The organism is Mesorhizobium sp. M0029, from assembly GCF_040323735.1.
GTDB lineage: Bacteria > Pseudomonadota > Alphaproteobacteria > Rhizobiales > Rhizobiaceae > Mesorhizobium.
Genome location: NZ_JAMYVF010000012.1, coordinates 49,055 through 76,039 on the forward strand (window position 1 = coordinate 49,055; position 26,985 = coordinate 76,039).

Consider the following 26,985-nt stretch of genomic DNA (forward strand, 5'->3'; position numbering starts at 1 on the left):
CTCCCGAAATTCGACATAATATATCGCAAAAAAGGGTAATTGTAACGACAATTGCGACGTCGTACCTCTCTGCAAGTTGTCCCGCGAGGACAGGCTTGATGGAAGGAAATCGTCATGCAAGTAGCCAATCCAACTGTTCTGGTTGTTGGTGCCACAGGCCGAGTTGCGGGACTTGTCGTGCCTGAACTTGTCCGCCGCAATGCCAATGTTCGAGCGCTCGTTCGCGACCCTGCGAATGCCGAAAAGGCCCGGAAGCTGGGGGCATCCGAGGTTGCGACAGGAGATTTGCGAAATCGTCAGAGCCTCGAAAGGGCGGTCGCGGGCGTCGACGGCGTCTTTCACATTGGGCCGGCTTTTGCTCCCGATGAAGCAGCCATGGGCGTTGCCATGGTTGAGGCCGCCACGCGAGCAGGAGTTCGAAAGTTCGTCTTCTCGTCGGTGATCCAGCCTACCAATACGCGACTGAAGAACCATGCCAGCAAGGTGCCTGTCGAGGCTGCTCTCTACTCGACGACGATGGAATATACGATTCTGCACCCTGCCAATTTCATGCAGAACCTCGCAGCGGCCTGGCCGTCCGTCGTTGAACATGGTGTTTTCTCGGAACCGTTTCCAAAGACGGCGAAGCTGGCCCGCGTCGACTACCGCGATGTCGCTGAGGTGGCGGCGATCGCCCTAACCGAAGCGCGATTGTCCTACGCGACCCTCGATCTGTGCGCTGACGGCATGCACAGCCGGGAAGACCTCGTTGCGATGATGAGTGAGGAACTTGGCCGACCCATCTCTTCTGGTGAGCCGACATTTGGCGAGTGGGCGGCCGAGGCACGCCTTCCCTACAATGACCGCCAAATGCAGGTGCTGGCCAAAATATACGCCCACTATGCCCACTATGGCCTTGGCGGAAACAGTCTGACATTGCGCGCCGCCCTGGGCCGCGAACCGCGTTCGTTGCGCGGCTTTATTCGGAACCTGGCCCAGCAAATGGCGCAGGCCGCCTGGCTGCGCCCAGCCGCGCATACTTTCACTTTTCGAGAAGGAGATAGGTGATGCGACCGTCATCCCACAAGGTTTTGAAATCGAGGAAGCTACCGGCCTCCTACAATGCGCTGGTAATGCCATTCGTACTTTCCATCCTGATGTCGTGCATTGTTTCCGCGGTAGCGACGCTGATCAATGCCGGCTGGACAACCGGTTTCGTGGCGACCTGGCCGTATGCATGGGGAGCATCATGGCTAGTGGGCTTTCCAAGTCTGCTGCCGGTCTTGCCGATCGTGCGCCGTATCGTTGCGGCAATTGTCGATCAGCCGACCTCGTAGGCCTTGATTACAAGGTCCGACATGCCAAACAAAAACGGCCCTTGCGGGCCGCTTTTACCTTCGACTGACGGCTCGCAGCGCCATTGTCGGCTTCCGCGACCAGATACCCGTCTTCAAGCGGGCAGCCTTCATGCGCGCCGGCCCTCATGCCGATCGTCGTCCGAGCCCGATCCCGAGCGCTCTCAAATGCAGCCGGCCAGCTTGCACTCTTGGCACGCTCCTATCCTGGCCCGTCCGTCACATAGGGCCGGGCATCATCTTGGTCGGTTTTTCCAGCATCGGAAACTCTGCCTTGCTGCATTTCACGTTCGGGTTGGTCGGACTGAACATGCCGTTCGGATTGTCTCTGAACAGCCAGGCATGAAGGTCGTAGTGGACGAACTCCCTCGGAATGAGCGGATAGTGCCCTTCCATCGGTCCCATGAAGGTCTGGCCAAATAGTTTTGGAGGTTCCTTGGTGTCTGGCGTCAGGGGCACCAGCCATTCCACGCCAACCAATCTCAAGCCTTTCTTGGTCGGCTCGTAGATCAGCACATTGGGGCGCATCGGATCGAGTTTCTGACCGACACTCGGGACGTTGACGAAATGGACGCCCATAGCGCCCTTCGGATAGTCCATTGCGCCCTCGATCCTGTCCCCGCTGTAATAGACGCACCCGACAGTCGACAGATAAAGGTCGCGGACGGCGACCGTGTAGTCTTCATATTTGGCGAGCGATTTCTTCAACGCTTCAATGTCGGCTTTGTTGGCGTCCTCGGCTCGAGCCGTGGCCGCTGCGCACCAAGCGGAGACCAGACCTGTCAAAATGAGGACGCCGCAACGCCCAAGACGAGCTGTTCTTGTCATGCATTCCTCCCAGATTTTCTATCTGGCCGTGCAGGACCGGGGCCGACTAAGTTACTGCGCGGCCGTTTATATCGCCCCATCCCCTCTGGAACCGCACCAATGCTAATCCCTTCCAAGGCCTCCGGAAAGGAATTATTAGAAATCTCTAATGCGTTAGACCTTTTGACGGACCACAGGAGCCCAAAAAGAAAGCGGCCCCTTGCGGGGGCCGCCTTCGCATTTCGATGCCGAACAATTCAGGTCAGCGGCGAAAGCTGGATCTCGACGCGCCGGTTCTGCGCACGGCCGGCCGCCGTTCCGTTGGACGCGATCGGACGGGTCTTGCCGAAACCGGTGACGGCGAAGCGGCGCGAATCGACACCTTGGCCTGAGAGATAGTTGGCGACCGCCAATGCGCGGCGCTGCGACAGATCGAAATTGTGTTCGTCGCCACCGGTCGAATCGGTATGGCCGAACACGTCGACCGTGGTCTGCTTGAACTTCTTCAGCACCAGCGCAACCGAGTTCAGCACCTGGTAGAAGCCGGGCTTCACCGCATCCTGGTCGACGTTGAAAGTAATGTCGGACGGCATGTTGAGGATGATCTGGTCGCCGGTGCGGGTGACGCTGACGCCGGTGCCTTCGAGCTGGCGGCGCAGTTCAGCCTCGTTCTGGTCCATGGTCGCGCCGATGGCGCCGCCGGCCAGCGCGCCGATACCGGCGCCGATCAGCGCGTTGCGGCGGTCATTGCCGCCGGCAAGCAGGCCGAGGCCCGCACCCGCCAGGGCGCCAAGGCCGGCGCCGGCTGCGGTGTTCGAAACCTTCTGCTCGCCGGTGTACGGATCGGTCGTGGTGCAGGCACTCACCAGCACAGCCGTCGCAACGGCGACGAGCACAGTCTTTTTCATAGAATCGTCCCTCTCCAAAGCGCGGCCTTTGCGGCTCGCGCATATAAGCCCTTCTCCGGTCTTGTAACATGAAATGCGGCGAAAAACCGAGCGACGAAAGCGGATTTTCCCCGCTCGCGCCACTCTTCCGCTTCGGTGGCTGGTGCTGGCCTACCAGAGGTTCTTGCCGTCAATGACGACCACCTCGACCTTATCGAGGTCGAAATCGTCGAACAGCCGCGAATTGACTGATATCTTGGGATTGTCGAAGTCCGGTTTGCCGGTTGACCAGTCCGGCGTTTCGGTGAAGGTGCCGCAGCCGCAAATGGCGCAAAACCCGTGTTTGACGGTCTTCGATCCCCATTGATAGAAGGAAACGTTTTCCGGCGAGCTGGTGAGCTTGAATTGCGACGGAACGTAGTAAGCCCACAGCGAACCGCGCTTGGAGCAGAACGAGCAGGTGCATTGCGTTACCGTCTCGGGCGCCTGCGAGACCTCGAACGTCGTCGCCTTGCAATGACAGCTGGCCTTGATGGTCATGAAAAGCTTTCCTCTCCGTTGCTCGCCACCCATGCGGCAAGGCACCATAAAGGAAGGCTCCTGACAACTGTCTGTCAGCAGGCTCCGGTCGATCGAGCCGAGCGGCGCTCTGGCTGAAGCAGGCCCCGTCGCCACCTCCCAATCGTCGTCACCTGCCGATATAGGCGGCCAGTTCGTCCGGCGTCCCGTTTGGGAAAGCCTGTTTCAGAAAATCCAGGAACGCCGACACGCGCGCGCTGAGCAGCCGCCGCGACGGGTAGAGCGTCCATAGAGAGATCTCCGGGCCGTCGATATCCCCCCAATTCACCAGTGTGCCGTCAGCCAGGTCGTGGGCCACCAACGAAATGGGAAGCCGTCCTGCGCCGATGCCGGCTCGCACCGCATCCCGGACCATGATGAGCGTCGACAAGGCGAGGACCGGCTCGATTCTAAGTGTTGCCCGGCCACCTGGTGTCTTCACCTGCCATGTTTGCCGCTCGCCCGTCCCGCGCGCAACGCCAGGAGCGGCGAGCCCGTCGGCCGGGCGAGGAAGGTCCGGGCTCGCGACGACGACCAGGCGGTCGCGGAGAAACGCCCGTCCGACCAGGCTTTCATCGGGATCCGGATTGACCCGGATTACCAGATCGTAGCCTTCCTCGATCATGTCGACATGCCGGTCTTCGGTGGTCACTTCAAGCCTCACCTCAGGATACCTCAGGGCAAATCCCGCGGCGATCCTCCCCATTGCAGTCTGCGAAAAATGCAAAGGCGCGCTGATCCGCAATCTGCCCTTGGGTCTCTGGCCGCCCGAGGCAATCGCCGATGCCGTCTCGTCCAGCTCGGCAAGCAACGCCCCCGTCCGCTCGAAGAGCGCCCGTCCTTCTTCGGTCAGCTTCAGGTTACGCGCACCCCGTTCGAACAGACGCAGATCGAGACTGCTTTCCAATTCGCCAACGCGCCGGGACAATGTTGCTTTGGGCCGGCCGGTGGACCTTGCCGCTTTGCCGAAGCCGCCATGGCGAGCCACGAGGTTAAAATCGGCAAGGGCTAAAAGATCCATGACTGTCCCACCAGTGAGACGACGTGTCTAAAACTGCCGTCTACTGGGCTCTTTGTGAGCCACACATATTAGGGCTGTCAAGCAACCCAACAGGAGAAATTCCATGACCATTCTCGTTACCGGCGCCACCGGCAATATCGGCCGCCAAGTCGTCGAACAGCTCGCCAAGCGCGGCGCCGATGTGCGTGCTCTCGTGCGCGATCCGTCGAAAACCAGTTTTCCGGCAGGCGTATCCGTCGTGCAAGGCGACTTTCTCGATGTCGATTCGCTGCGCAAAGCCATGTCTGGCGTTTCCACGCTGTTCCTCTTGAACGCCGTGGTGCCGGACGAATTCACCCAGGCTTTGATCGCCTTGAATGTCGCCCGATCGGCCGGCATCGAGCGGATCGTCTATCTCTCGGTGATCCACGCTGACGTCTATGTGAACGTGCCGCATTTCGCGGGCAAGTTCGGCGTCGAGCGAATGATCGAACAGATGGACTTCAAAGCTACGATCTTGCGCCCGGCCTACTTCATTCAGAACGATCTGACGGTCGAAGACGTCATCACCGGCTACGGCACCTACCCAATGCCGATCGGCCCCAAGGGTCTCGCCATGATCGATGCCCGCGATATCGCCGAGATCGCCGCTCTTGAGCTGCTGCGTCGCGAACGGTCCAATGAGCCGCTTGCGTTCGAGCGGATCAACCTCGTCGGTCCGCAGACACTGACCGGGACGGACATTGCCGCAATCTGGTCAGACGTACTCGCCCGCCCGATCAGCTACAGCGGCGACAATACGGAGGGTTATGAGCAAAATCTCAAGCAGTTCTTGCCCGCCTGGATGGCCTACGACATGCGTCTGATGGGCGAGCGCTTCTTCACCGACGGGATGCTGCCTGAGGCCGGCGACGTCGAGCGCCTGACGGCACTTCTGGGTCGCCCACTGCGCCCGTATCGCGACTTCGCCTCAGCACTCGCTGCTTCCGTCTGACGCAAGCGCCTTCAGCACCAAGGCCGGCCTTCCGATGAGAACTGCCAACAGAACTCAGTAGGAACGCGGTGGCACGAACAGGCAGATCGTCTTGCCTGCGTCGAGGCCGGCCTGGTGCGCGCACCAGTGGAAATCGCCGTCGGGTGAGTCCTTGACCCGCTTGTCGCTCATCGGAACGACCTCCCCCGTTCCGGCGATGACATAGCCCTCCGGCTTTTCCAGCACCTCGCCGGTGTGGGTGGTGCGGCAGTCGTAGTTTGCGCAGCAGGCGAAGGGATAACTCCAGCCTTGCGGCTTCGCCGCCGTGGGCTTGGCGTCATGTGCGAAGGCGGGTGCCGTCAGCACCGCCATAGCAAGCATCGCGATTGCAAAGATCGGGGTGACGAACAAGGAAAACAGGAGTCGGCCAGCCGGTTGAACGGCTCTAGCCGGTCGGAGAGTGGCAGCAGACATGGAAGCGTTCCTTTCAAACGAGCATCAAGCGTTTCGCTTGCCCGTTCCCGGAACGTGTCTTCCCAGTGGCCGGATCGTCAGGTCGCAGATATGCCGCGTCCGGCCATAAATGCTTTTTCTCTTCCAGCCCTCGGATGCTGGGCTGATTCCTTGGCCGGCGCAAGAAGTTGCTGCGCGAGGCCGCACATCTACGCCGCTATCTGCAACCGCTGACGAGATCCAAGGCCAGGCTCAACTCCCGGCAGACGGGCAACGAAACAACGGGATTGGCCGTATGTGGTTCCAGCCTATACGTCGCCTGGACCGGCGATCACATGCCCTTCATATTGCGGCAAGTCGTCGGCGATGGTGAACCATGGCGCCTTGGAGCCGACGAAGATGTGCGCGGTCGGCCGGATCGTTGGATCGTCGACCAGCGTGCCCATGGCGACGTGGACATAGGCGCCGTCGCGGACCAGCGAATACAGCAACGAGCCGCAGCGGCTGCAATGCGCATCGTGGCCGCTGTCATCGCCGAAATGGATGAGCCCGTGATGCCCTTCGGCAAGGGCAAGTTTCTCGCGCTCGATGCCGGCGAAAGGCTTGAAGGCGGAACCTGTGGTGCGCCGGCAGTTTGAACAATGGCAGTTGGCGGCATAGACGAACTCGTCCGCCACTTCATACTGGACCGGGCCGCAAAAGCATTTGCCGGTGAGCCTGCGACTCATGGTTCCTCCTTCGCTCCCCCTCCCAGGGATCCTTCTGATTCAAGTCGGCCGAGTCGAGAGTGGCGGAAGCGCAGGAATCAGCCATTCGCAGCCCGGCCTCACCTGAATATGGACATATCCTAGTCGAGGTCGGCCACGGCTTCACCGGCACCGCCCTCGATGCGCTGCGACAACGAGGCTTCCATGAAGTCGTCGAGGTCGCCGTCGAGCACGCTCGACGGGCTGGTGCTCTCGACGCCGGTGCGCAGGTCCTTCACCAACTGGTAGGGCTGCAGCACATAGGAACGAATCTGGTGACCCCAGCCGATGTCGCTCTTCGACGCTTCTGTGGCATTCGCCACCGCTTCGCGCTTCTTCAGCTCTTCCTCGTAAAGGCGCGAGCGCAGCATTTCCCAGGCCTTCGCCTTGTTCTTGTGCTGCGAGCGTTCGGCCTGGCAGGCAACCGCGATGCCGGTGGCGATATGGGTGATGCGAACCGCCGAGTCCGTGGTGTTGACGTGCTGGCCGCCCGAACCGGATGAGCGGTAGGTGTCGATGCGTACATCGGATTCCGAGACGTCGATCTCGATCCTGTCATCAACGACCGGGTAGACCCAGACGCTGGAGAAGGACGTGTGGCGGCGCGCATTGCTGTCATAGGGTGAAATGCGGACCAGGCGATGAACGCCCGACTCCGTCTTCAGCCAGCCATAGGCATTGTGGCCCTTGATCAGAAGCGTGGCGGACTTGATGCCGGCCTCTTCGCCGTCATGGACTTCGAGCACTTCGACCTTGAAACGACGACGCTCGGCCCAGCGCGTATACATGCGCAGTAGCATCGAGGCCCAGTCCTGGCTCTCGGTGCCGCCGGCGCCGGCATGGACTTCGAGATAGGTGTCGTTGGCGTCTGCCTCGCCCGACAGCAGCGTCTCGACCTGGCGGGCCTTGGCCTCGCCCTGCATCGAGCGGAGGGCTGCTTCCGCTTCGGCGATCACGCTCTGATCGCCCTCTTCCTCACCCAGTTCGATCAGGCCGATATTGTCTTCCAGCGCCTGCGTCAGGCTTTTGACGCCGGCGATCCCGTCTTCGAGGCCCTGGCGCTCGCGCATCAGCTTCTGCGCTTCCAGCGGATCATTCCAGAGGCTGGAATCCTCGGCGCGCACGTTCAGGTATTCAAGCCGCTTTATGGCCTGATCCCAGTCAAAGATGCCTCCTCAGCAGGGTGATCGCCTGCCTGATCTCGTCGACAATATTCTGCGTTTCCGCGCGCATGGCTGGTTGTTCTGTCCTGTTTTTGAAGTGGCGCTTGGGTCGGCGCGATACATAGGCACGGCATTGCTGCCTGTAAAGCGAAATGGGCCGGCTCAACAAGCCAGCCCACTCGACGTAAAAAATCAGGTCGTCAGTAGAGTCCGCCGCCGGGTGCCTGGATGGCTTCCGTAGCCTGCGGCGATAGCGGTCCGCCGGCGCCGTTGGACCCGTCGGCGCCCATGCCGATCACCCAATAGCTGTCGGCTGGGCCGGTGCCGGGCTTGAAGGCTTCGATGATGGTGCCGGGATCGCCCGACGCGGCACGCATGCCGGTCTTGCGGTTGATCGCGACGAGGTTCATGCCTTCCGGCACCTTGAAGTCGACATTCGGCGTGCCGTCCAGCGCAACGCGCATGAAGTCCTTGAAGATAGGCGCCGCCAGACCGCCGCCGGTGGCGCCATGGCCGAGACCGCGCGGCGTGTCGTAACCCATGTAGAGGCCGACGACGAGGTTCGGCGTATAGCCGATGAACCAGGCGTCCTTCTCGTCATTGGTCGTTCCGGTCTTGCCGGCGATGTGGCGGCCAAGCTCGGCGATGGTGGCGCCCGTGCCGCGCTGGACCACGCCTTCCATCATCGAGGTGATCTGGTAGGCCGTCATCGGATCGAGCACCTGCTCGGAATTGTCGACCAGTTCCGGTTCGGGCTGGTTGTTCCATTCGGGCGCGTTGCAGCCTTCGCAGCCGCGCTCGTCCTGCTTGAACACGGTCTTGCCGTAGCGGTCCTGGATGCGGTCGATGAGCGAGGGTTTGATCGACTTGCCGCCATTGGCCATGATCGAATAGGCCGACACCATGCGCATCACCGTCGTCTCGCCGGAGCCCAGCGCCATCGGTAGATACGGCGCCAGATGGTCGTAGACGCCGAACCTCTCGGCATATTCCACCACCAGCTTCATGCCCATGTCGTTGGCGAGCCGCACCGTCATCAAATTGCGCGACTTTTCGATGCCGGAGCGCAAGGTCGCGGGGCCGGCCACCGTGCCGTCATAGTTCTTCGGCGTCCAGGTCGTGGTGCCGCTCTGGATGGTGATCGGTCCGTCCATGATCACCGAGGCCGGCGTATAGCCATTGTCGAGCGCGGCCGAATAGACGATCGGCTTGAAGGACGATCCCGGCTGGCGCATCGCCTGCGTGGCGCGGTTGAACTCCGACTGCGCATAGGAGAAGCCGCCGACCATGGCCAGCACGCGGCCGGTATGAGGATCCATGGCGATCAGGCCGCCCTCCACTTCCGGCACCTGGCGCAGCGTGTAGGCGCCTTCCGACCCTTCGTTCTTCTGCACGAAGATGACGTCGCCGGGCTGCAGTACATCGGCCGGAGACTTGGCCTTGACCGTCTTGCCATCGACCACATGGCGCATGGCAAAGCTCATGTCTTCCTTGCTGACGGCGCCTTCGATGCGTTCCTTGACGATATCGCCCGAAATCTGCCGCGTCGGCTGCAGGCCGATGGAAAGGCCGGTCGCCGAGCTGTCGAGCACGACGGCAAGCGACCATTCCGGCACGTCTTCCAGCCCCTTGACGTTGCCCAGCGCCACGCCCCAGTCGCCGGAAGCATCGATATGCGTCACCGGTCCGCGATAGCCGCGCAGCGTGTCGTATTTGAGCAAGCCGTTCTGCATCGACTTGCGGGCGATGAGCTGGATCTTCGGATCGAGTGTCGTGCGCACCGAAAGGCCGCCCTCATAGAGCGCGTTCTCGCCATAGCGCGAGATGATCTGGCGGCGCACTTCCTCGGTGAAATATTCGCCCGCAAACAAATAAGAGCCGTTGCGGCGCGGAGTCACGCCGAGCGGCTCGGCCTTGGCCTTGTCGCCTTCCTCGCGCGTCACGTAGCCGTTCTCGACCATCTGGTCGATGACCCAGTTGCGGCGCTCGATGGCGCGGTCGGCATGCTTGAAGGGATGGTAGTTGTTGGGCCCCTTCGGCAGCGACGCCAGATAGGCGGCTTCCGCGACGGTGAGTTCGTTGACCGACTTGTCGAAATAGGTCAGTGCCGCGCCCGCAACGCCATAGGCGCCGAAGCCGAAGAAGATTTCGTTTAGGTAGAGCTCAAGGATGCGGTCCTTCGAATAGGCCTGCTCGATGCGGAAGGCCAGGATCATCTCCTTGATCTTGCGCTCGTAGGTCTGGTCCGAGGACAAGAGGAAGTTCTTCGCCACCTGCTGGGTGATGGTCGAGGCGCCGACCTGGCGCCTGCCCGAACCAAGATTCTGCAGGTTGACGTAGATGGCGCGGCCGAGCCCGGTGATGTCGATGCCGGGATGGTTGTAGAAATTCTTGTCCTCGGCCGACAGGAACGCCGCCTTGGCCCGGTCCGGAACCGCCTGGATCGGCAGATAGAGCCGCCGTTCGCGCGCATATTCGGCCATCAGCGAGCCGTCGGAAGCATGGATGCGGGTCGTCACCGGCGGCTCGTACTTGGCCAGCACCTCGTAGTCGGGTAGGTCTTTCGACAGATGGCTGATGTATATCGCCACGCCCGCGGCGACGATAAGCGCCAGCGTCGTGCCGATACCAAAGAAATAGCCGATAAGACGAATCATGCCCGCTCCAGTCCGAGGTCCGGGAATTTCCTAGACGAAGCCGCCTTTCGCGCAAGCCTTCGCAACTGTCCCGATCCGTGATGGAAAACCCATGTCGCCACCATGTGGGCAAAATACGGCAGTGCCCGGTTTCGGCATCCCCCACCGGAAATAAAAGCGCCTGGTGTTGTCCCCGTGCAACGCTGCCTCCGGTCGTGGGCGGCGGCGACCATCTCAGCCTCCGGTTCCCGTTCCCATCTTGGCGGAGGCAAACAGGGCGACGGCGTTGGTGATGCTCTGCGCCGCCTTGCCGCGCCAGTCGGCGTCGAGCAGTTGCGCCTCATCCTTGGCGTTGGAGAGATAGCCGAGTTCGACCAGCACCGACGGCACATCGGGCGCTTTCAGCACTTTGAAGCCGGCCGAGCGCTGCGGATTGTTGATCAGGCCGATGCTGGTGGACAACTGGCCGACCAGAGTGTGGGCAAAGCTCATCGAGAAATTATGCGTCTCGCGGCGGATCAGGTCGATCAGTATGTCGGTGACTTCCTTGTTGTCGTCCTTGATCACCATGCCGGCGAACTGGTCGGAGAGGTTTTCGCGGTCGGCAAGCGCCTGCGCTTCCGGGTCGGATGCCTTGTCGGAGACGGTATAGACGGTGGCGCCTCTGATACCCTTGACGCTGATCGTGTCGGCATGGATCGAGATCAAAAGGTCGGCCTCGTGCTGACGGGCGATGCGCACGCGGTCATCGAGCCGCAGGAACTCGTCGGTATCGCGCGTCATGAACACGTCGTAGTTGCCGACGGCGGCGAGCTTGTCGCGCAGTTCGGTGGCGAAGGCCAGCGTCACGTTCTTCTCGATGGTGCCGGTGAGGCCTTCGGCGCCACCGTCGATGCCGCCATGGCCGGGATCGATGACGATGGTGAAGCGATGCCCGGGATTGGAGATTGGCCCTGTGCCGACCCTGGAGCCCTTGTCGGTGGAGACGGTCGAGCCGGTGGTCAGCGCCTGGTTGGCAAGGGCTTCGTCGAACTCGCGGTCGGAGGCCGCCGACATGTCGATGGCGATGCGGTAGCCTGCGCCGTCATCGTTCTTGAGCACGTCGAGCTTGTCGACCGAGAACGGCCCCTTGCCGGTCAGGATCAGCCGCGATCCCTCGCCCTGATCGCCATAACGCACCGCCTTGACCAGGCCGCGGGCCTTGGCGTCCTTCGCGCCAATGGCGAATCGGGTGCGCGGCAGGTCCACGACCAGCCGGTTGGGGGCGCGCAGCAGGAACCATTTGATTTCGGGCTCGCGGTCGAAATCGATGACGATGCGCATCTTGGTTGCGTCGCCGGCCATCTTGTAGGCGGTGGCGCCGAGTGGCGCATCGTTGGCGCGTGAAACCGGCGCAAAAGCAAGGCAAAGCGCCAGCAACAACAGCACACCGGCAGCGCGCAGGAAACGGCCTGCGCGGCCATGGCCCTTGTCTGTGGTGCCCGCCAGTCCCATTTCTTTGCAGTCGCTCCCGGTTTGGCGCCTTGCGCCCGCGTGGTTGGTCGAAATGCCGGTCAGGCCGCAGACTCAATTAACGATTGGTATCCAGAGAAGGTTAACCAAGCCTTTTCATCGAGGATTAAGGCCTGTGCTTCCGTTACGGCACTGCTTTTTGCCGGCATCCGAAATCGGGGTTGCCTTCCACCCCGTCAAATCATAAAAGCGATGGTGGATCACTGCAATCCTGGAACCGCTTCTCCCGCAGCTTCCTGCTACAGGTCAGATGAAAGGCGGCTCCTTTCGCTCCAGCGAAAAGGCTTCAGGTGATCGCGACGAATTTCGCAGGTGTGCGCCCGTGGCGGGGGAATCGCCTGCGTGAGGAAAACGGCCGGGTTTGTTCCCGTGCCGGCTCTGTATGAGCAAACAAGCTGGTCCGGTTCGTCCGGGCTTTGGTTCAAAAGGTTCTGCTGGTGACGATGGCTTCAAGCGCAATCATGGAAAGGTCCGCATCAAACCGCGCCATTGTGGCTGCGGGCGGCACCGCCATGGCGCTCAAGCGGCGTCCGGCGGACATTCAGACATCCGGCACCCACATCCCAGACACGCAGCAGCGGGCTTTGCCTCGCAAGCTGCGGCTGACGGCTGCCGGGAGGAAACGAAATAATGCCCAACAAAATGCTGATAGACGCCTCCCACCCGGAGGAAACACGCGTTGTCGTTATCCGCGGTAACCGTATTGAAGAATTCGACTTTGAATCTCAGGACAAGAAGCAGCTCAAAGGAAACATCTATCTCGCCCGCGTAACGCGTGTCGAACCTTCCCTTCAGGCAGCCTTTGTCGAATATGGCGGCAACCGTCACGGTTTCCTCGCCTTCAGTGAAATTCACCCCGACTACTACCAGATCCCGGTCGCCGATCGTCAGGCTTTGCTGCGCGCTGAAGCGCAGGAAGCCGAGGACGAGGAGAACGAGGACAATGACGGCGACGACCGCCAGAGCCGCGATCGCGGCCGGCGCGGCCGCCGGCGCGGCGGCAAGGGTCGTGAGCGCGGCGAACACAAGCGCGACGCCGGCGCCGATGATGAAAACGGCGAACATGGCGATGCCGGCAGCGATGCCGTCTCCGAAGAGCCTGCTTCCGAGCATGCCGCGGCCGATACCGCCGGGCATGACGATCATGCCGGGCATGGCGACAGCGAAGCCTCCGACGCCGAGACATCCGGGAGCGAACCGTCCGAAGGCGGCCCGACATCGATCGCGGCAAGCGTCGAAGCGGATGTGATCTCCGAAGCTGCCCCTGCGGCGGAACCGGGTGACGAAAGGTCGTCCAGCGAGGCAAGCGGCGAAGCCACTTCCGGGGACAATGATCGCGGCATGCTGGAAGAGGTGCAGTCCTCGCATCCGGACGACCACGAGATCGAATCCGTAGGCGCCGAGGATGCGCTGGAAGAGGTGCGCAGCCGCCGCAAGCCGGTGCGCCGCCAGTACAAGATTCAGGAAGTCATCAAGCGCCGGCAGATTCTACTGGTGCAGGTGGTCAAGGAGGAGCGCGGCAACAAGGGCGCGGCGCTCACCACCTATCTGTCGCTTGCCGGCCGCTATTCGGTGCTGATGCCCAACACCGCACGCGGCGGCGGCATTTCGCGCAAGATCACCAGTGCGGTCGACCGCAAGCGCCTCAAGGAGGTCGTTGCCGATCTCGAAGTGCCGCAGGGCATGGGCGTCATCCTGCGCACCGCCGGCGAAAGTCGCACCAAGGCGGAAATCAAGCGCGACTACGAATATCTGATGCGGCTTTGGGAAAACGTCCGCAATCTGACGCTGCAATCCACCGCCCCTGCCCTCGTCTATGAGGAAGGCAGCCTGATCAAGCGCTCGGTGCGCGACCTCTACAACAAGGATATCGACGAGATTCTTGTCTCCGGCGAGGAAGGCTATCGCGAGGCCAAGGACTTCATGCGGATGCTGATGCCGAGCCACGCCAAGGTGGTTCAGCCCTTCCGCGACACGACGCCGATCTTCGTGCGCAACGGCATCGAGGCGCAGCTCGACCGCATGCTGCAGCCGCAGGTGACGCTGAAGAGCGGCGGCTACATCATCATCAACCAGACCGAAGCGCTGGTCGCCATCGACGTCAATTCGGGCCGCTCCACCAAGGAGCACTCGATCGAGGACACCGCTCTCCACACCAACCTTGAAGCGGCGGAAGAAGTCGCCAGGCAATTGAGGCTGCGCGATCTCGCCGGCCTGATCGTCATCGACTTCATCGACATGGAGGAGAACCGCAACAACCGCTCCGTCGAGAAGCGGCTGAAGGATCACCTCAAGAACGACCGAGCCCGCATCCAGGTCGGCCGCATCTCGCATTTCGGTCTGATGGAGATGTCGCGCCAGCGCATCCGCGCCAGCGTGCTGGAATCAACCATGAAGCCGTGCCCTCATTGCGGCGGCACTGGCCATGTGCGCTCCGATTCGTCGGTGGCGCTGATGGTGGTGCGGGCGATCGAGGAATTCCTGCTCAAGGATTCGCGCAGCCACATCACGGTGCGGACCCCGGCGGCGACCGCTCTCTATGTGCTCAACCACAAGCGCGGCACGCTGGTGGAACTCGAAAGCCGCTTTGGCCTGACCATCACCGTCGAGGCCGATGATACGGTCGGTGTGCAGCACTACGCGATCTTCCGCGGCGCCATTGCCGAAAAGCCGGAAGGCTTTGTCGAAGCGCGAACCTTCCCGGCCTATGTCGAGCCGGAAGAGCCCGAGGACGAGATCGTCATCGAGGAGGAAGACGACGAGGTTGTGGTACAGGCCGAGCAGCCGCGCCAGGCGCAGCCGCAGTCGCAGCAGCAGCAGCCGAGATCGGCTGAGGACGGCGAAGGCCGCGACCGCAAGCGTCGCAAGCGTCGCAGGCGGCGCGGCGGCAAGGATCGCGAACGCGAACATGGCGATCGCGAGCATGGCGCCGAAGGTGCTTCGGTATCTGCGGCAAGCGACGACTTTGCCGCTGAACCAGGCGATGACGATGCAACACAGCAAGACGAAGCCCAGGTTGGCGCCGTCGAACCGGTGGAAGCATCAGATGACGCCCAGAGCAAGAAGCGCCGTCGCGGCAAGCGCGGCGGCAAGCGCAATCGTCGCGAAGACGGCACGGAGACCGAAGCCGGCGAAACCGCCTCGGTGGCCGAGGCCGCTGAAGTCGGAACGGCCGCAAGCGAGCCCGTAGCAGCCGTAGCGGTTGAAGAAGCAGCGGCTCCCGCCGCGGCGAACGACGACGCTCCAGCCGAAAAGCCGAAGAAGAAGCGCGCTTCAAGGGCAAAGAAGGCTGTGGTGGAAGTCGCCGATGAGACGGCGGCCGAGGCTGCACCGGAAGCTGCCGTCGAAGCAGCCGCCCCCGCTGCGGCCGATGCCGCCACGGAAACGACCGTCGACGACGAGCCCGCCAAGGCTCGCCCGTCACGGCGCAAAGCCGTGGCCGCGGATACCTCCGCGGTGCCGGTGGTTTCCTCCAGCGTTGCCGACGAGGCAAAGGCCGAGGAAAAGCCGAAGCGCGCCGGCTGGTGGCAGCGGAAGGGCTTTTTCTAAGCTATTCAGCCGATTAAGATAGGTTCCTGACAAAAATCCCGCGCCGTTCAAACCACGGCGCGGGATTTTTGCATACGCGAATGACGGAAGGCGTCAGGGGGCGAAAATCGACCAGTTCATCATCCTGGCCAGTTTTTCCAAGGCGATCGACCCCAGCTTGGAATTGCCGTTGGCGTTCAAGCCCGGCGACCATACGGCGAGCGAAGCAACACCCGGCACGATCCCCAATATGCCACCGCCGACGCCGCTTTTGCCGGGAATGCCGACACGGAAGGCGAAATCGCCGGAACCGTCATAGTGGCCGCAGGTCAGCATCATGGCGCCGATGCGCCGCGCCCGCTCGGCAGACACCACGGAGTGCCCGGTTGCCGGGTTTCTGCCGCCATTGGCGAGGAAGCGGCCGGCCAGCGCCAATTGCCGGCAGCTCATGGCGATGGCGCAATGGTGGAAGTACACGCCCAGCGCCAGCTCCGGTGCATGGTTGAGATTGCCGAAGGATTTCATGTAGTTGGCAAGCGCGAAGTTGCGATAGCCGGTGGCGCGTTCGGAAGCCGCGACCTCGCGGTCGATGATGATGGTTTCGTCATCGGCAAGGAACTGGATGAAGCGCAGGATTTCGCCGATCGCCTCGCGCGGCTGGTGGCCGGCAAGCAGTATGTCGGAGACGACGATGGCGCCGGCATTGATGAACGGATTGCGCGGAATGCCGTTCTCATGCTCGAGCTGCACGATCGAGTTGAACGGATTGCCCGACGGCTCGCGTCCGACACGCTGCCACAGCGCGTCGCCGACATTGCCGAGCGCCAACGTAAGCGTAAACACCTTGGAGATGGACTGGATCGAAAACGCCTGGTCGGCGTCGCCGGCGACCAGCACGCGGCCGTCATTGGTCACGGCGGCAATGCCGAATTTGTTCGGATCGACCTTGCCGAGCTGCGGAATGTAGGTGGCGACCTCGCCGCGATCGGAGCGCTCGGCCATCTCGGCGGCGACGTCGGCCAGCGCTTGTTCAAGATCCGGCATGCTCGTCCCCGCTTTTCAGCCAGCGCTCGATGCGCGCCATCGCCTCGACCATGTCGTCATGGCTGCCGGCATAGGAAAAGCGCATCGTGCGGTGGCCCTGAAGTGGATCGAAATCGCGGCCGGGCGTCGCCGCCACATGCGCCTCGGCCAGCATCTTGCGCGCAAAGGCCATGCTGTCATTGGTATGCCGGGTAACATCGCAGAAAGCGTAGAAGGCGCCGTCCATCGGCGCCGCCAAGGGAAATCCGAGTTCCGGCAGGCGCCGCATCAACAGCTCGCGGTTCCAGGCGTAGCGCGCCTTTACCGCTTCCAGCTCTTGCGTCGCCTTGAAGGCTTCGATCGCCGCGATCTGCGACAGTTCCGGCGGCGAGATGTAGAGGCTCTGGGCGATGCGCTCGATTGGCCTCACCAGAGCTTCCGGCAGCACCATCCAGCCAACGCGCCAGCCGGTCATGCAATAATATTTCGAGAAGGAATTGATCACCGTCACGCCTGAGCCATAGGCCAGCGCCGTGGTATCGGGCGCGGCATAGGCCAGCCGGTGATAGATTTCGTCCGATATCACCGCGATGCCGAGTTCTTCGGCTGTCCTCACCAGTGCCGACAAGTCGTCGACGGGAATGACCGCACCTGTCGGATTGGCCGGGCTGGCGAACAACACGCCCTTCAGCGGTTTTTCGCGATGCGCCGCCTTCAAATGCTCGGCATGAAGATAGGCGTCGCTCCCGAGCTCGATCTCGACGATCTCGATGCCGAGCGCCGCCATAATGTTGCGGTAGGCCGGATAGCCGGGTGCTGCGATGGCGACGCGGTCGCCGGGATCGAACATCGCCAGGAAGGCCAGATTGAAGGCGGCCGACGATCCCGTGGTCACGGCGATCCGGTTCGGCGCGACATCGATCCCGTAATGGTCGCCATAATGCGTGGCGATCGCCTTGCGCAGATCCGCCAGACCGAGCGTGTCGGTATAGCCGATGCGTCCGATCCTCAGCGCATTTGCGGCTGCTTCCCTCACGCCCACGGGCGCCGGATCGGATGGCTGGCCGACGGCCATGGAGACGACAGGCACGCCCGTCGCCTTCAGCCGGTTGGCTTCGGCCAGAATGTCCATGGCGTGAAACGGCTCGACTTCACCGCGGCGCGACAGCGAAACTACCATTTGACCTCAATCTCTCCGTCCGGCCCGCCGCTCAAAGCCATCAACCGGCGGCAGCGCCGCACAAATGCCCGATTGATGTGAGGATCACAAGTTCGCCTAGTTTCGGTGCCGTGACTTTTCATCGTTCGCCCGCTCGTTTACCAGTGGACCTCATGCTGAGCCGACCCAAATCGACGATGTCCAAATCTTCCATCGGGAAGACAGCGCGCGGCTTCGCGACGCTTTTGCTTGCCGCCGCCGTCGCTGTCACCGGCTCGGTGACGGCCTTCGCGCAGGCGGTGCCGGTCGTGCGCGATGCCGAGATCGAGGCGCTGGTGCGCGACTATGCGCGGCCGATCTTCAAGGCGGCCGGTCTTGCCAATGACGGTGTCGATATCGTTCTGGTCAACGATCAGAGCTTCAACGCCTTCGTTACCGGGCGCCGGCTGTTCATCAACACCGGCGCGCTGATGCAGGCCGAAACGCCCAACGAGATCATCGGCGTCATCGCCCACGAGGCCGGCCACATCGCCGGCGGCCATCAGCAGAAATTGCGCGACCAGCTCGAGCGCGCCAAGACCATGGCCATCATCGCCACGCTGCTTGGCGCCGGCGCCATCGTTGCCGGCGCCACCACCAACAGCCGCGGCCTTGCCGGCGCCGGCATGGGCGTGGCTGCGGGCGGCGGCGAGATGGCGCAGCGCAGCATTCTTGCCTACCAGCGCACCGAAGAGTCGACCGCCGACCGCTCTGCCATCACCTATCTCAATGCCACCGGCCAGTCCGGCATGGGCATGCTGAAGACCTTCGCCCGCTTCCAGAGCGCGCTGTCGCTTTCCGGCACGCAGGTCGATCCCTACCGCATCAGCCACCCGATGCCGCAGGAGCGCATCGCCAATCTCGAAGTGCTGGTCAAGCAGAGCCCTAACGTCGACAAGGTCGATCCCCCGGCACTGCAGCAGCGGCACGACATGATGCGCATCAAGATCGCCGCCTATATGGGCGGCCAGGCCGCCGCCACGCGGCTGATCCGCAAGGCCCCAGGCAGCCTCGCCTCGCGCTATGGCGAAGCGCAGATGGCCTATCTCTACGGCAATCTGGGTGCAGCACTGACCAAGGCCAATGCATTGATCAAGGAACAGCCGAAGAACCCCTACTTCCAGGAAATGCGCGGCGACATACTGATGAAGGCCAACAAGCCCAAGGACGCCGCGGACGCCTATGCCAAGGCGGTCAGCCTCGATCCGGTGAGGTCGGGCCTGTTGCCCGTTTCCCTCGGCCAGGCGCTGATGGCCATCGGCACGCCCGACTCGCTGAAGAAGGCGGTGGTGCAGATCAACAACGGTCTCGGGCGCGACAAGGAAAACACGGTCGGATACCGCTATCTCGCCCAGGCCTATGGCGAGCTTGGCAACATTCCGGCGGCGGAACTCGCCACCGCCGAGGGCCACTTTTATTCCGGCGATTACACGAATGCGAAAATTTTCGCCATGCGCGCGCAAAAAGACTTGAAGCGCGGCGAGCCCGGCTGGATTCGGGCGCAGGACATCATAAACTACAACCCTTCAGGCAAACTCAAGAAATGAACCTTCCGGTCGCCCGCGGCGACTAGGATAGACCGGAACCGGTAAAGAGGATGAGACGATGAACAAGGCAATATTGCTCGGCACGACGGGAGTGGCGGCTGCTCTTGCCATGCTGGCTTTCGGGTTCGTCGCCGGCAGTCCGCAAGTGGCCAAGGCCGGCACGGCGCAGACCGTGCAGACCGCCTCTGCCGACACCAAGATCGATCGCACCGAGGTCGAGGGCATTATCCGCGACTATCTCCTGAAGAACCCCGAAGTGCTGCTCGAAGTGCAGGAGGCGCTCGAGGCCAAGCAGAAGGAAGAGCAGCGCATAGCCAGCCTCGGCGTCATCGAGAAGGCCAAGTCCGAGATTTTCAACTCGACCTTCGACGGCGTCGTCGGCAATCCGAAGGGCAAGGTCACCATCGTCGAATTCTACGACTACAATTGCGGCTTCTGCAAACGCGCCATCGACGACATGCAGGCTCTGACAAAGGCCGATCCGGAGCTGCGCTTCGTGCTCAAGGAATTCCCGATCCTCGGGCCGGATTCGCAAAAGGCCAGCGTCGTCTCGATGGCTTTCCACCTGATGCATCCGGAGAAATACGGCGAGTTCCACAACGCCCTGCTCGGCGGCCAGGGCCGCGCCACCGAGGCGGCGGCCATCAAGGTTGCGCTGTCGCTAGGCGCCGATGAGGCGAAATTGCGCGAGAAGATGAAGGACCCGACCATCACCGAGGCCTTCTCAAAGACCTTCGACCTCGCCAACAAGCTGGCCATCACCGGAACGCCGTCCTACGTGGTCGGCAATGAAGTGGTGTTCGGGGCGCTCGGCCAGGAAGTGCTGGCTGAAAAGATCGAGGCGGCGAAAGCCGCACTCTGATCTTGCACGCGAGCCTATTTCTCACGGGCACATTTCCGCCTGTTGTGGACGGTGAAAGATCGCACTTGTGCTCTTTCCGCGGGCGGCTATGCCCATTATAGAAGGCCCTGCGCGCCGGCTTGAGGCCGGCGTGGGAAAAGGTCGGCATTTTTGAAAACGATTTTCGTCCTGAACGGCCCCAACCTGAACGCGCTCGGCAAGCGCGAGCCCGGCATCTATGGCGGCAAGACGCTTGCCGCGATCGCCAACGACTGCAAGCAGGCGGGCGCCGCGCTTGGCCTCGAGATCGATTTTCGCCAGTCCAACCACGAGGGCGACCTCGTCGACTGGATCCAGGAAGCCGGCGACAAGGCAGCCGGCATCGTCATCAATCCGGGTGCCTACAGCCACACCTCGATTGCCATTCACGACGCCATCCGCGCTGTCGCGCCGCTGCCCGTCGCCGAAGTTCACCTCTCCAACATCCACGCGCGGGAACCATTCCGCCACGTCTCCATGGTCGCGCCGGTCGCTGTCGGCATGATCTGCGGGTTCGGGCCGCTTGGCTACTCGCTGGCGCTGCAGGCGCTGGCGGCACGCCTATGACCGGCCCACAAACAGAAGGCTCGAAAATGTCGATAAAGAAGACCGGTGTTGACCAGCAACTGATCCGCGATCTGGCGGGCATACTGAACGACACCAATCTCACCGAGATCGAAGTCGAGCTCGGCGACCTGAAGGTGCGCGTGTCGCGCCAGGCGCCGGCCGTCCACGCCATCGCCGCCCCGCAGGCCGGTTATGCTCCGGCAGCGCAGCAGCCCGCGGCGGGCGCGGCTGCCGCACCAGCAGTGGCCGACCCGTCCAAGAACGCGGTCCCCTCGCCGATGGTCGGCACCGCCTATCTCGCGCCCTCGCCCGACGCCAAGGCCTTCATCGAAGTCGGCCAGAAGGTCAAGGAAGGCCAGACGCTGCTGATCATCGAAGCGATGAAGACGATGAACCAGATCCCTTCGCCGCGCGCCGGCACGGTGACGGCGATCCTGTTCGAGGACGGCCAGCCGGTCGAGTACGGCATGCCGCTCGTCGTGATCGAGTAGAGCGGGCCGGATGTTCCAGAAGATCCTCATCGCCAACCGCGGCGAAATCGCGCTTCGGGTGCTGCGCGCCTGCAAGGAACTCGGCATCCAGACCGTGGTCGTGCATTCGACCGCCGACGCTGACGCCATGCATGTCAGGCTCGCCGACGAAAGCGTGTGCATCGGTCCGCCGCCGTCGCGCGACAGCTATCTCAACATCCACCAGATCGTCGCCGCCTGCGAGATCACCGGCGCCGACGCCGTGCACCCGGGCTACGGTTTCCTGTCGGAGAACGCCAAGTTCGCCGATATCCTCGCCGCCCACAACATCACCTTCATCGGTCCGTCGGGCGACCATATCCGCATCATGGGCGACAAGATCGAGGCCAAGCGCACGGCAAAGCGGCTCGGCATTCCGGTTGTGCCGGGCTCCGACGGCGCCGTCACCGATCAAAAGGAAGCCAGGCGCATTGCCGCCGAGATCGGCTATCCCGTGATCATCAAGGCATCGGCAGGCGGTGGCGGGCGCGGTATGAAGGTCGCCCTTACCGAGGCTGACCTTGAGATCGCCTTGCAGACAGCGAGCACGGAAGCGGGAGCCGCCTTCGGCGACGATGCCGTCTACATCGAGAAATACTTGGAAAAGCCGCGCCACATCGAGGTGCAGGTATTCGGCGACGGCGCCGGCCGCGGCGTGCATTTCGGCGAGCGCGACTGTTCGCTGCAACGCCGCCACCAGAAAGTCTGGGAAGAGGCGCCCTCGCCGGCCCTCAACGCCGAGGAGCGCGCCCGCATCGGCAATATCTGTGCCAAGGCCATCGCCGACCTCGGCTACTCCGGCGCAGGCACCATCGAATTCCTGTACGAGAATGGCGAGTTCTACTTCATCGAGATGAACACGCGGTTGCAGGTCGAGCATCCGGTGACGGAGGCGATCACCGGCATCGATCTCGTCCACGAACAGATCCGCGTTGCCTCCGGCGGCGGGCTTTCGGTGCGCCAGGAGGACATCAAGTTCAACGGCCACGCCATAGAATGCCGCATCAATGCCGAGGACCCGCGCACCTTCACGCCTTCGCCCGGCACGATTACGCATTTCCACACGCCTGGCGGTCTCGGCATCCGCGTCGATTCCGGTGTCTATTCCGGCTACAAGATCCCGCCCTATTATGACAGCCTGATCGGCAAGCTGATCGTGCACGGCCGCAACCGCGTCGAATGCATGATGCGGCTGCGCCGGGCGCTCGACGAATTCGTCGTTGACGGCATCAAAACGACGCTGCCGCTGTTTCGCGACCTGGTCGGCAATGCCGATATCGCCAATGGCGACTACGACATCCACTGGCTGGAAAAGTATCTGGCCAAAGAGGAATAGCGCCCGAATTGCCGCTATGATGCCGCGATGACCCGCCCTTACGCACCCGGCTATCGCATTCCGACCGACCTCTTGCTCAAGGCCTATGCCTCGGGCGTCTTCCCGATGGCGGAGAGCGCTTCCGACCCGGAAGTGTTCTGGGTGCGGCCGGAGACGCGCGGCATCATCCCGCTCGACGGCTTCCACACGCCGAAGAGCCTGCGGAAGACGATCCGCAAGCACCCGTTCGACATCCGCTTCGATTTCGATTTCGAGGCGACGATCGACGGCTGCGCCGAAAAGCGCGAGGAGCGCCGCTCGACCTGGATCAACGCGCCGATCCGCGAAGCCTATATCGAGCTGCACCGTCTTGGGCACTGCCATTCGGTCGAGGCATGGCGCGAGGAACGGCTGGTCGGCGGCCTCTATGGCGTCTCGCTCGGTCGCGTGTTCTTCGGCGAAAGCATGTTCGCCCGGGAAACCGACGCGTCCAAGACCTGCCTCTATCATCTGGTCGAGCGGCTGAAGGCGCGCGGCTTTGCCCTGCTCGACACGCAATTCACCACCGAGCATCTCAAACGCTTCGGCGCGGTCGACGTGCCGCGCGTCAAATACGAGAAGATGTTGGCCGACGCGCTGAAGGGCGAAGCCGTTTTTTATCCCTGACCGGAGACCGAGCGGCCGAGCCGGCTCGACCGGTGAAAGGGGTCAGCCCTTCGCGGTTTCCATCGGCGTCTGCGAATGGAACATCATCTTCCAGCCGTTGACACGATGAACATAGCCGGTGCTGACCAACGCGGCGTAGGGCTCGCCGTTTTCTCGTGTCGCATGAGCCTCATAGGTCAGCATGATAATGTCGCTGCCGGGCTCGATGATACCCTTGAGGTCGATCTGAAGGTCGCGCCAGCGGTTGGGCTTGGTCGCGGTCTTGGCCAGATCGGCATTGTCCATTGCCTGTGCCATCTCAGGAAATGCTACCAGGCATTCTGTGTCGACATTGGCGGCGTAGTAAGCTTCGTCGCCCGTCCAGAACCCCTTTTCGAGTTCGAGCAGGTCGTCTTTGCTGGCCGTGATCCGTTTGCTGTCCGACATCAGAATATCCTCCAAGCGCGCAAATGCGCGGTCGTCCATGGCCCAACGCATGGTGGCCATGACGGTTCCGGAGGATCAGTTGGTGTTGGTCGCGTCAGGCTCCGTGGGGTCCGGCTGTTCGGCGGCCGGAGCAGCGGCGGGCTTTGGCTTGGACGTGTCGACCTTGGGCGTCTCGGCATTGGCCGCGTCGGGCGGCGGCACATCCGACTTCTGCTTGCAGCCCTTTAGCCAGACGTCATAGACGGCGTGCTCGACGGCGTTTAGGCCGGGGCTCTCGGCGAACATCCAGCCGGTGAAGATGCGGCGGATCTTGCGGTCGAGCGTGATTTCGTCGACTTCGACGAAGGAATCGGTCTTCGGCTCTTCATTCTCCGGCCGCGAATAGCAGATGCGCGGCGTCACCTGCAAAGCGCCGAACTGCACGGTTTCGTCGATGTAGACATCGAAGGTGATGATACGGCCGGTGATCTTGTCGATGCCGGCAAATTCGGCGACCGGATTGGTGATGCGATCGGAGATTGCGGGTGCTGCCGCAGGCGCCTGCGCCGCGGCAAACGCTGTCGGGAACATGGCGATAGCGCCAATTGCCGCCAGTCCGGCCATCGATGTCAGGCTGAAAATGTTCATGCGGAGATACCGGTGGTTTGGGCCCGGGTGATTCTGTCACGCCCAAGGCTATTCGCCGTTGTCATATCAGCAAGCAGCTAAACGCCAATTGTGGCGACAAAGGACCGGCCGGCGGTCAAGAACCAGGCGTCCACGCATCGTAGTCGCCCGTCACCTGCGGACGGTGCTGATTGGTGAGCACGGAACCCTTTGGGCGATAAGCCGCCGGTGTTCCCGTGAGGTTCGGCTCATGCGCCTTTTCCCATTCGCGCGGCCGATAGTCATCGCTTGGCGGCGCCACATCGACGCGGTGATGCATCCAGCCGTGCCAGCCCGGGGGGATCGCCGACGCCTCCGAATAATTGGCGTAGATGACCCAGCGGCGGGTGCGGCCTTCCGAATCGACGCCGCCTTCGTAGTAGACGTTGCCGGCCCCATCCTGGCCGACCTTGTTGCCGTGGCGCCAGGTGTGAAAACGGGTTCCCAGCGTCTGGCGGTTCCACCAGGTGAAAAACTGCAGAAGGAAAGTTTTCATTCAGATCCTCGCGGGCGCGCGGCGGTGGCTGTCCCTGCTTATGGCGTCAGGCCTTGGCGAAGGCAAGGGTTTTGCGGCGCCTGCGGCACTGACGGCATGCCGAAACGCTCGGTCATTGGCCGATCCATTTCGCACCTGCGAACCGACGCTTGCCAAGCCGGCTGCGTCTTCCTAAAGCTCTCATCGCCCGGCGCTGCCGCATGACCCCGAAAATCGAAATCGATTTTCGGAAAGGATCATGCGCAAACCCAAGTGCTACAGCGTCCTTTGCGCGTCCACGGGACGCGCGGCGTTGTAGTCAACGCCGGCTGCGGGAGGTGAGGAATGGCCTTAGCTGTCGCCAGGATCAGTGCGGAGACAATACGCGCCCGCAAGGGCGGCGTGCCGGTCGTATGCCTTACCGCTTACACCTATCCCGTCGCCCGCCTGCTCGACGATCATGTCGACCTTCTCCTGGTCGGCGACAGCGTTGCCATGGTGCTGCATGGCCACAAGACCACGCTCGGCGCCTCGCTGGAGATGATGATCGCCCATGGCCAGGCCGTGATGCGCGGTTCATCAAAGGCCTGCGTGGTGGTCGATATGCCGGCCGGCAGCTACGAGACTTCGGCCGCGCAAGCCCTTGCCTCGGCGCGCCGCATCTCTGAGGAAACCGGGTGCCAGGCGGTGAAGCTGGAAGGCGGCGTCGACGTCGCCCTCCAGATCGCCGCAATCGTCGCGGCCGGCATTCCAGTGATGGGCCATATCGGCTTGCAGCCGCAATCGGTGGAAAAGGACGGTGGCTACAAGATCAAGGGCCGCACGCCGGAGAATGTGGCCGCGCCCATGCGCGACGCCGACGCGGTCGCAAAGGCCGGCGCGTTTTCGCTGGTTATCGAGGGCACGGTCGAGACTGTTGCCGCCGACCTCACCCGGCGCATTGCCATTCCAACCATCGGCATCGGCGCCAGCCGCGATTGCAACGGCCAGATCCTGGTCATCGACGACATGGTCGGCCTGACGGTCGACCGGGTGCCGAAATTCGTCAAGGAATACGCCGATTTGCGCAGCGTGGTCGCCAATGCCGCAGCGCGCTACGCAGCGGAGGTGCGCAGCCGCACCTTCCCCGGGCCGGGCCACGTCTTTTCAGCCGCAAGCGACAAGGACAAGGCATGAACCGGCCCCCCATCAGCCAGCCGCTCGTCGTCGACACCGTGCTCGGCCTTCGCGCGCAGATCCGCGAATGGCGGCGCGAAGGCCTGAGCGTCGCCATGGTGCCGACCATGGGCGCTTTGCATGACGGCCATATCTCGCTGGTCGGGGCCGCGCTCGCAACGGCCGATCGCTGCGTCGTCTCCATCTTCGTCAACCCGGCCCAGTTCGCCCCCACTGAAGATCTCGACAAGTATCCGCGGCAGCTGGCCCGCGATCTCGACCGGCTGACCGAGGCCGGCGCACAGCTTGCCTTCACCCCTACGGTTTCCGAAATGTATCCGGCAGGCTTTGCCACAAAAATTTCGGTGGGCGGCCCGTCTTCTGGCCTGGAATCGGATTTCAGGCCGACCTTCTTCGAGGGCGTCGCCACGGTCGTGGCCAAGCTCTTTCTGCAAGCCCTGCCCGACTACGCCATCTTCGGCGAAAAAGACTACCAGCAGCTTTGTGTCGTCCGAAAGCTCTGCCGCGATCTCGAACTTCCGGTGCACATCGTCGGCGCGCCAACCGTGCGCGATGCGCATGGCCCGGCAATGTCGTCGCGCAACGCCTATCTCGACGCCGCCGAACTCGACGTCGCGCGACAGCTCAATGTCATCTTGCGCCAGACGGCGGCAGCGCTCGCGGCCGGTGCCGATGAAAACGGCGTGACCGGTAAAGCCACTGCCGCGCTTCTCGAGGCAGGCTTCGACAGCGTCGACTATGTCGCCGCGCGCGAGAGCCTGACGCTCACCTCGTGGCGGCGTGACGGCGATGGCCGCCTGCTTGCCGCGGCGTGGCTTGGCAGAACCAGGTTGATCGACAATGTGGAAGTTTCCTCATTCATTCCCTGAAAAATTCCAATTCCATTCACTTTGATTTGTATCGCAGACCGGCCCGAGCGCTCTTAGACAACGGCTCATCAGGCATGTTCTGGCCAGCCCGT

At 62.6% G+C, this 26,985-nt stretch carries 26 protein-coding genes; 12 read left to right on the plus strand and 14 right to left on the minus strand.

The annotated features are described in order from the left end of the window. Positions 1 to 114: 114 nt before the first annotated feature. Positions 115 to 1,047, plus strand: coding sequence for an NmrA/HSCARG family protein (locus NKJ76_RS20005; protein ID WP_352538192.1), 933 nt, complete (start codon positions 115 to 117; stop codon positions 1,045 to 1,047). After that, positions 1,047 to 1,316, plus strand: a complete 270-nt coding sequence (locus NKJ76_RS20010) for a DUF2798 domain-containing protein (protein WP_352538193.1) — start codon at positions 1,047 to 1,049, stop codon at positions 1,314 to 1,316. The genes NKJ76_RS20005 and NKJ76_RS20010 overlap by 1 nt, the downstream gene beginning before the upstream one ends. A gap of 237 nt (positions 1,317 to 1,553) precedes the next feature. Here the strand turns inward: NKJ76_RS20010 and NKJ76_RS20015 are convergent, their stop codons facing one another. The 4 genes from NKJ76_RS20015 to NKJ76_RS20030 all read right to left on the minus strand — a co-directional run bounded on the left by NKJ76_RS20015 (position 1,554) and on the right by NKJ76_RS20030 (position 4,607). After that, complete coding sequence (locus NKJ76_RS20015; protein WP_352538194.1) at positions 1,554 to 2,162, minus strand: hypothetical protein; 609 nt, start codon at positions 2,160 to 2,162, stop codon at positions 1,554 to 1,556. A gap of 236 nt (positions 2,163 to 2,398) precedes the next feature. Then, entirely contained in the window at positions 2,399 to 3,049 is a 651-nt protein-coding gene (locus tag NKJ76_RS20020; protein ID WP_023667470.1) for a YiaD family glycine zipper/OmpA-like lipoprotein, read from the minus strand. 150 nt (positions 3,050 to 3,199) lie between these two features. Then, positions 3,200 to 3,568, minus strand: a complete 369-nt coding sequence (locus tag NKJ76_RS20025; RefSeq protein WP_023667471.1) for a GFA family protein — start codon at positions 3,566 to 3,568, stop codon at positions 3,200 to 3,202. 148 nt (positions 3,569 to 3,716) lie between these two features. Beyond that, positions 3,717 to 4,607 carry a LysR family transcriptional regulator gene (locus tag NKJ76_RS20030; RefSeq protein WP_023681487.1) on the minus strand — a complete coding sequence of 297 codons (891 nt, stop codon included), beginning with the start codon at positions 4,605 to 4,607 and terminating at the stop codon, positions 3,717 to 3,719. 103 nt (positions 4,608 to 4,710) lie between these two features. Here NKJ76_RS20030 and NKJ76_RS20035 point away from each other — a divergent pair, with 103 nt between their 5' ends. Then, positions 4,711 to 5,580: an NmrA/HSCARG family protein gene (locus tag NKJ76_RS20035; RefSeq protein WP_352538195.1), complete on the plus strand. Its 870-nt coding sequence runs from the start codon at positions 4,711 to 4,713 to the stop codon at positions 5,578 to 5,580. A 54-nt stretch (positions 5,581 to 5,634) separates the two neighbouring features. Here NKJ76_RS20035 and NKJ76_RS20040 read toward each other — a convergent pair whose 3' ends face one another. From NKJ76_RS20040 to NKJ76_RS20060, 5 genes are all read right to left on the minus strand, one after another. Further along, complete coding sequence (locus NKJ76_RS20040; RefSeq protein WP_352538196.1) at positions 5,635 to 6,033, minus strand: hypothetical protein; 399 nt, start codon at positions 6,031 to 6,033, stop codon at positions 5,635 to 5,637. A gap of 287 nt (positions 6,034 to 6,320) precedes the next feature. Then, entirely contained in the window at positions 6,321 to 6,740 is a 420-nt protein-coding gene (locus NKJ76_RS20045; RefSeq protein WP_352538197.1) for a GFA family protein, read from the minus strand. Between the two features lie 119 nt (positions 6,741 to 6,859). Beyond that, positions 6,860 to 7,991, minus strand: a protein-coding gene (gene prfB, locus NKJ76_RS20050; protein ID WP_155922402.1) for a peptide chain release factor 2 whose coding sequence is annotated in 2 segments (ribosomal slippage) — positions 6,860 to 7,924 and positions 7,926 to 7,991 — 1,131 coding nt in all. Because the reading frame shifts where the segments join, the coding sequence is not laid out codon by codon here. Between the two features lie 130 nt (positions 7,992 to 8,121). Beyond that, complete coding sequence (locus NKJ76_RS20055; RefSeq protein ID WP_352538198.1) at positions 8,122 to 10,578, minus strand: penicillin-binding protein 1A; 2,457 nt, start codon at positions 10,576 to 10,578, stop codon at positions 8,122 to 8,124. Between the two features lie 213 nt (positions 10,579 to 10,791). Further along, positions 10,792 to 12,051: an N-acetylmuramoyl-L-alanine amidase gene (locus NKJ76_RS20060; protein ID WP_352538199.1), complete on the minus strand. Its 1,260-nt coding sequence runs from the start codon at positions 12,049 to 12,051 to the stop codon at positions 10,792 to 10,794. A 648-nt stretch (positions 12,052 to 12,699) separates the two neighbouring features. Between NKJ76_RS20060 and NKJ76_RS20065 the strand changes: the two genes are divergently transcribed. Continuing rightward, on the plus strand, positions 12,700 to 15,618 hold the full coding sequence (locus NKJ76_RS20065; protein ID WP_352538200.1) for an Rne/Rng family ribonuclease: 2,919 nt from the start codon (positions 12,700 to 12,702) through the stop codon (positions 15,616 to 15,618). 93 nt (positions 15,619 to 15,711) lie between these two features. On the opposite strand, the gene NKJ76_RS20070 is transcribed toward NKJ76_RS20065, so the two are convergent. Together NKJ76_RS20070 and NKJ76_RS20075 are read right to left on the minus strand one after the other, a co-directional pair. After that, complete coding sequence (locus NKJ76_RS20070; RefSeq protein ID WP_352538201.1) at positions 15,712 to 16,641, minus strand: glutaminase; 930 nt, start codon at positions 16,639 to 16,641, stop codon at positions 15,712 to 15,714. Beyond that, positions 16,628 to 17,800: a pyridoxal phosphate-dependent aminotransferase gene (locus tag NKJ76_RS20075; protein WP_352538202.1), complete on the minus strand. Its 1,173-nt coding sequence runs from the start codon at positions 17,798 to 17,800 to the stop codon at positions 16,628 to 16,630. Before NKJ76_RS20075 ends, NKJ76_RS20070 begins: the two co-directional genes overlap by 14 nt. Positions 17,801 to 17,952: 152 nt before the next feature. Between NKJ76_RS20075 and NKJ76_RS20080 the strand changes: the two genes are divergently transcribed. The 6 genes from NKJ76_RS20080 to aat all read left to right on the plus strand — a co-directional run bounded on the left by NKJ76_RS20080 (position 17,953) and on the right by aat (position 23,302). Next, positions 17,953 to 19,365 (plus strand): M48 family metalloprotease, encoded by a 1,413-nt coding sequence (locus tag NKJ76_RS20080; RefSeq protein ID WP_023691221.1) that lies wholly within the window; start codon positions 17,953 to 17,955, stop codon positions 19,363 to 19,365. Positions 19,366 to 19,423: 58 nt separating this feature from the next. Then, positions 19,424 to 20,227, plus strand: coding sequence for a DsbA family protein (locus NKJ76_RS20085; protein ID WP_023667484.1), 804 nt, complete (start codon positions 19,424 to 19,426; stop codon positions 20,225 to 20,227). Positions 20,228 to 20,377: 150 nt separating this feature from the next. Then, entirely contained in the window at positions 20,378 to 20,812 is a 435-nt protein-coding gene (aroQ, locus tag NKJ76_RS20090; protein ID WP_352538203.1) for a type II 3-dehydroquinate dehydratase, read from the plus strand. A 26-nt stretch (positions 20,813 to 20,838) separates the two neighbouring features. After that, on the plus strand, positions 20,839 to 21,303 hold the full coding sequence (gene accB, locus NKJ76_RS20095; RefSeq protein WP_023681496.1) for an acetyl-CoA carboxylase biotin carboxyl carrier protein: 465 nt from the start codon (positions 20,839 to 20,841) through the stop codon (positions 21,301 to 21,303). A gap of 10 nt (positions 21,304 to 21,313) precedes the next feature. Further along, on the plus strand, positions 21,314 to 22,657 hold the full coding sequence (accC, locus tag NKJ76_RS20100) for an acetyl-CoA carboxylase biotin carboxylase subunit (protein WP_023681497.1): 1,344 nt from the start codon (positions 21,314 to 21,316) through the stop codon (positions 22,655 to 22,657). A gap of 27 nt (positions 22,658 to 22,684) precedes the next feature. Continuing rightward, a complete protein-coding gene (gene aat / locus NKJ76_RS20105) occupies positions 22,685 to 23,302 on the plus strand; it encodes a leucyl/phenylalanyl-tRNA--protein transferase (RefSeq protein WP_023681498.1) in 618 nt (205 codons plus the stop codon). A 42-nt stretch (positions 23,303 to 23,344) separates the two neighbouring features. Here aat and NKJ76_RS20110 read toward each other — a convergent pair whose 3' ends face one another. From NKJ76_RS20110 to NKJ76_RS20120, 3 genes are all read right to left on the minus strand, one after another. After that, positions 23,345 to 23,728 (minus strand): hypothetical protein, encoded by a 384-nt coding sequence (locus NKJ76_RS20110; protein WP_023667489.1) that lies wholly within the window; start codon positions 23,726 to 23,728, stop codon positions 23,345 to 23,347. A gap of 75 nt (positions 23,729 to 23,803) precedes the next feature. After that, on the minus strand, positions 23,804 to 24,355 hold the full coding sequence (locus NKJ76_RS20115) for a DUF2155 domain-containing protein (protein WP_023667490.1): 552 nt from the start codon (positions 24,353 to 24,355) through the stop codon (positions 23,804 to 23,806). 115 nt (positions 24,356 to 24,470) lie between these two features. Then, on the minus strand, positions 24,471 to 24,869 hold the full coding sequence (locus NKJ76_RS20120) for an NADH:ubiquinone oxidoreductase subunit NDUFA12 (RefSeq protein ID WP_023667491.1): 399 nt from the start codon (positions 24,867 to 24,869) through the stop codon (positions 24,471 to 24,473). 324 nt (positions 24,870 to 25,193) lie between these two features. On the opposite strand from NKJ76_RS20120, the gene panB reads away from it, so the two are divergent. Continuing rightward, positions 25,194 to 26,024 (plus strand): 3-methyl-2-oxobutanoate hydroxymethyltransferase, encoded by an 831-nt coding sequence (panB, locus tag NKJ76_RS20125; protein WP_352538204.1) that lies wholly within the window; start codon positions 25,194 to 25,196, stop codon positions 26,022 to 26,024. A gap of 11 nt (positions 26,025 to 26,035) precedes the next feature. After that, a complete protein-coding gene (gene panC, locus NKJ76_RS20130; RefSeq protein WP_352538251.1) occupies positions 26,036 to 26,893 on the plus strand; it encodes a pantoate--beta-alanine ligase in 858 nt (285 codons plus the stop codon). The last annotated feature ends 92 nt before the right edge of the window (positions 26,894 to 26,985 follow it).

Bases quoted from the DNA above. Each gene is read 5' to 3' on its own strand.
- NKJ76_RS20005 (WP_352538192.1), top strand. From the start codon at position 115: ATGCAAGTAGCCAATCCAACTGTTCTGGTTGTTGGTGCCACAGGCCGA.
- NKJ76_RS20010 (WP_352538193.1), top strand. From the start codon at position 1,047: ATGCGACCGTCATCCCACAAGGTTTTGAAATCGAGGAAGCTACCGGCC.
- NKJ76_RS20015 (WP_352538194.1), bottom strand. From the start codon at position 2,162: ATGACAAGAACAGCTCGTCTTGGGCGTTGCGGCGTCCTCATTTTGACA.
- NKJ76_RS20020 (WP_023667470.1), bottom strand. From the start codon at position 3,049: ATGAAAAAGACTGTGCTCGTCGCCGTTGCGACGGCTGTGCTGGTGAGT.
- NKJ76_RS20025 (WP_023667471.1), bottom strand. From the start codon at position 3,568: ATGACCATCAAGGCCAGCTGTCATTGCAAGGCGACGACGTTCGAGGTC.
- NKJ76_RS20030 (WP_023681487.1), bottom strand. From the start codon at position 4,607: ATGGATCTTTTAGCCCTTGCCGATTTTAACCTCGTGGCTCGCCATGGC.
- NKJ76_RS20035 (WP_352538195.1), top strand. From the start codon at position 4,711: ATGACCATTCTCGTTACCGGCGCCACCGGCAATATCGGCCGCCAAGTC.
- NKJ76_RS20040 (WP_352538196.1), bottom strand. From the start codon at position 6,033: ATGTCTGCTGCCACTCTCCGACCGGCTAGAGCCGTTCAACCGGCTGGC.
- NKJ76_RS20045 (WP_352538197.1), bottom strand. From the start codon at position 6,740: ATGAGTCGCAGGCTCACCGGCAAATGCTTTTGCGGCCCGGTCCAGTAT.
- NKJ76_RS20055 (WP_352538198.1), bottom strand. From the start codon at position 10,578: ATGATTCGTCTTATCGGCTATTTCTTTGGTATCGGCACGACGCTGGCG.
- NKJ76_RS20060 (WP_352538199.1), bottom strand. From the start codon at position 12,051: ATGGGACTGGCGGGCACCACAGACAAGGGCCATGGCCGCGCAGGCCGT.
- NKJ76_RS20065 (WP_352538200.1), top strand. From the start codon at position 12,700: ATGCCCAACAAAATGCTGATAGACGCCTCCCACCCGGAGGAAACACGC.
- NKJ76_RS20070 (WP_352538201.1), bottom strand. From the start codon at position 16,641: ATGCCGGATCTTGAACAAGCGCTGGCCGACGTCGCCGCCGAGATGGCC.
- NKJ76_RS20075 (WP_352538202.1), bottom strand. From the start codon at position 17,800: ATGGTAGTTTCGCTGTCGCGCCGCGGTGAAGTCGAGCCGTTTCACGCC.
- NKJ76_RS20080 (WP_023691221.1), top strand. From the start codon at position 17,953: ATGCTGAGCCGACCCAAATCGACGATGTCCAAATCTTCCATCGGGAAG.
- NKJ76_RS20085 (WP_023667484.1), top strand. From the start codon at position 19,424: ATGAACAAGGCAATATTGCTCGGCACGACGGGAGTGGCGGCTGCTCTT.
- accB (WP_023681496.1), top strand. From the start codon at position 20,839: ATGTCGATAAAGAAGACCGGTGTTGACCAGCAACTGATCCGCGATCTG.
- accC (WP_023681497.1), top strand. From the start codon at position 21,314: ATGTTCCAGAAGATCCTCATCGCCAACCGCGGCGAAATCGCGCTTCGG.
- aat (WP_023681498.1), top strand. From the start codon at position 22,685: ATGACCCGCCCTTACGCACCCGGCTATCGCATTCCGACCGACCTCTTG.
- NKJ76_RS20110 (WP_023667489.1), bottom strand. From the start codon at position 23,728: ATGTCGGACAGCAAACGGATCACGGCCAGCAAAGACGACCTGCTCGAA.
- NKJ76_RS20115 (WP_023667490.1), bottom strand. From the start codon at position 24,355: ATGAACATTTTCAGCCTGACATCGATGGCCGGACTGGCGGCAATTGGC.
- NKJ76_RS20120 (WP_023667491.1), bottom strand. From the start codon at position 24,869: ATGAAAACTTTCCTTCTGCAGTTTTTCACCTGGTGGAACCGCCAGACG.
- panB (WP_352538204.1), top strand. From the start codon at position 25,194: ATGGCCTTAGCTGTCGCCAGGATCAGTGCGGAGACAATACGCGCCCGC.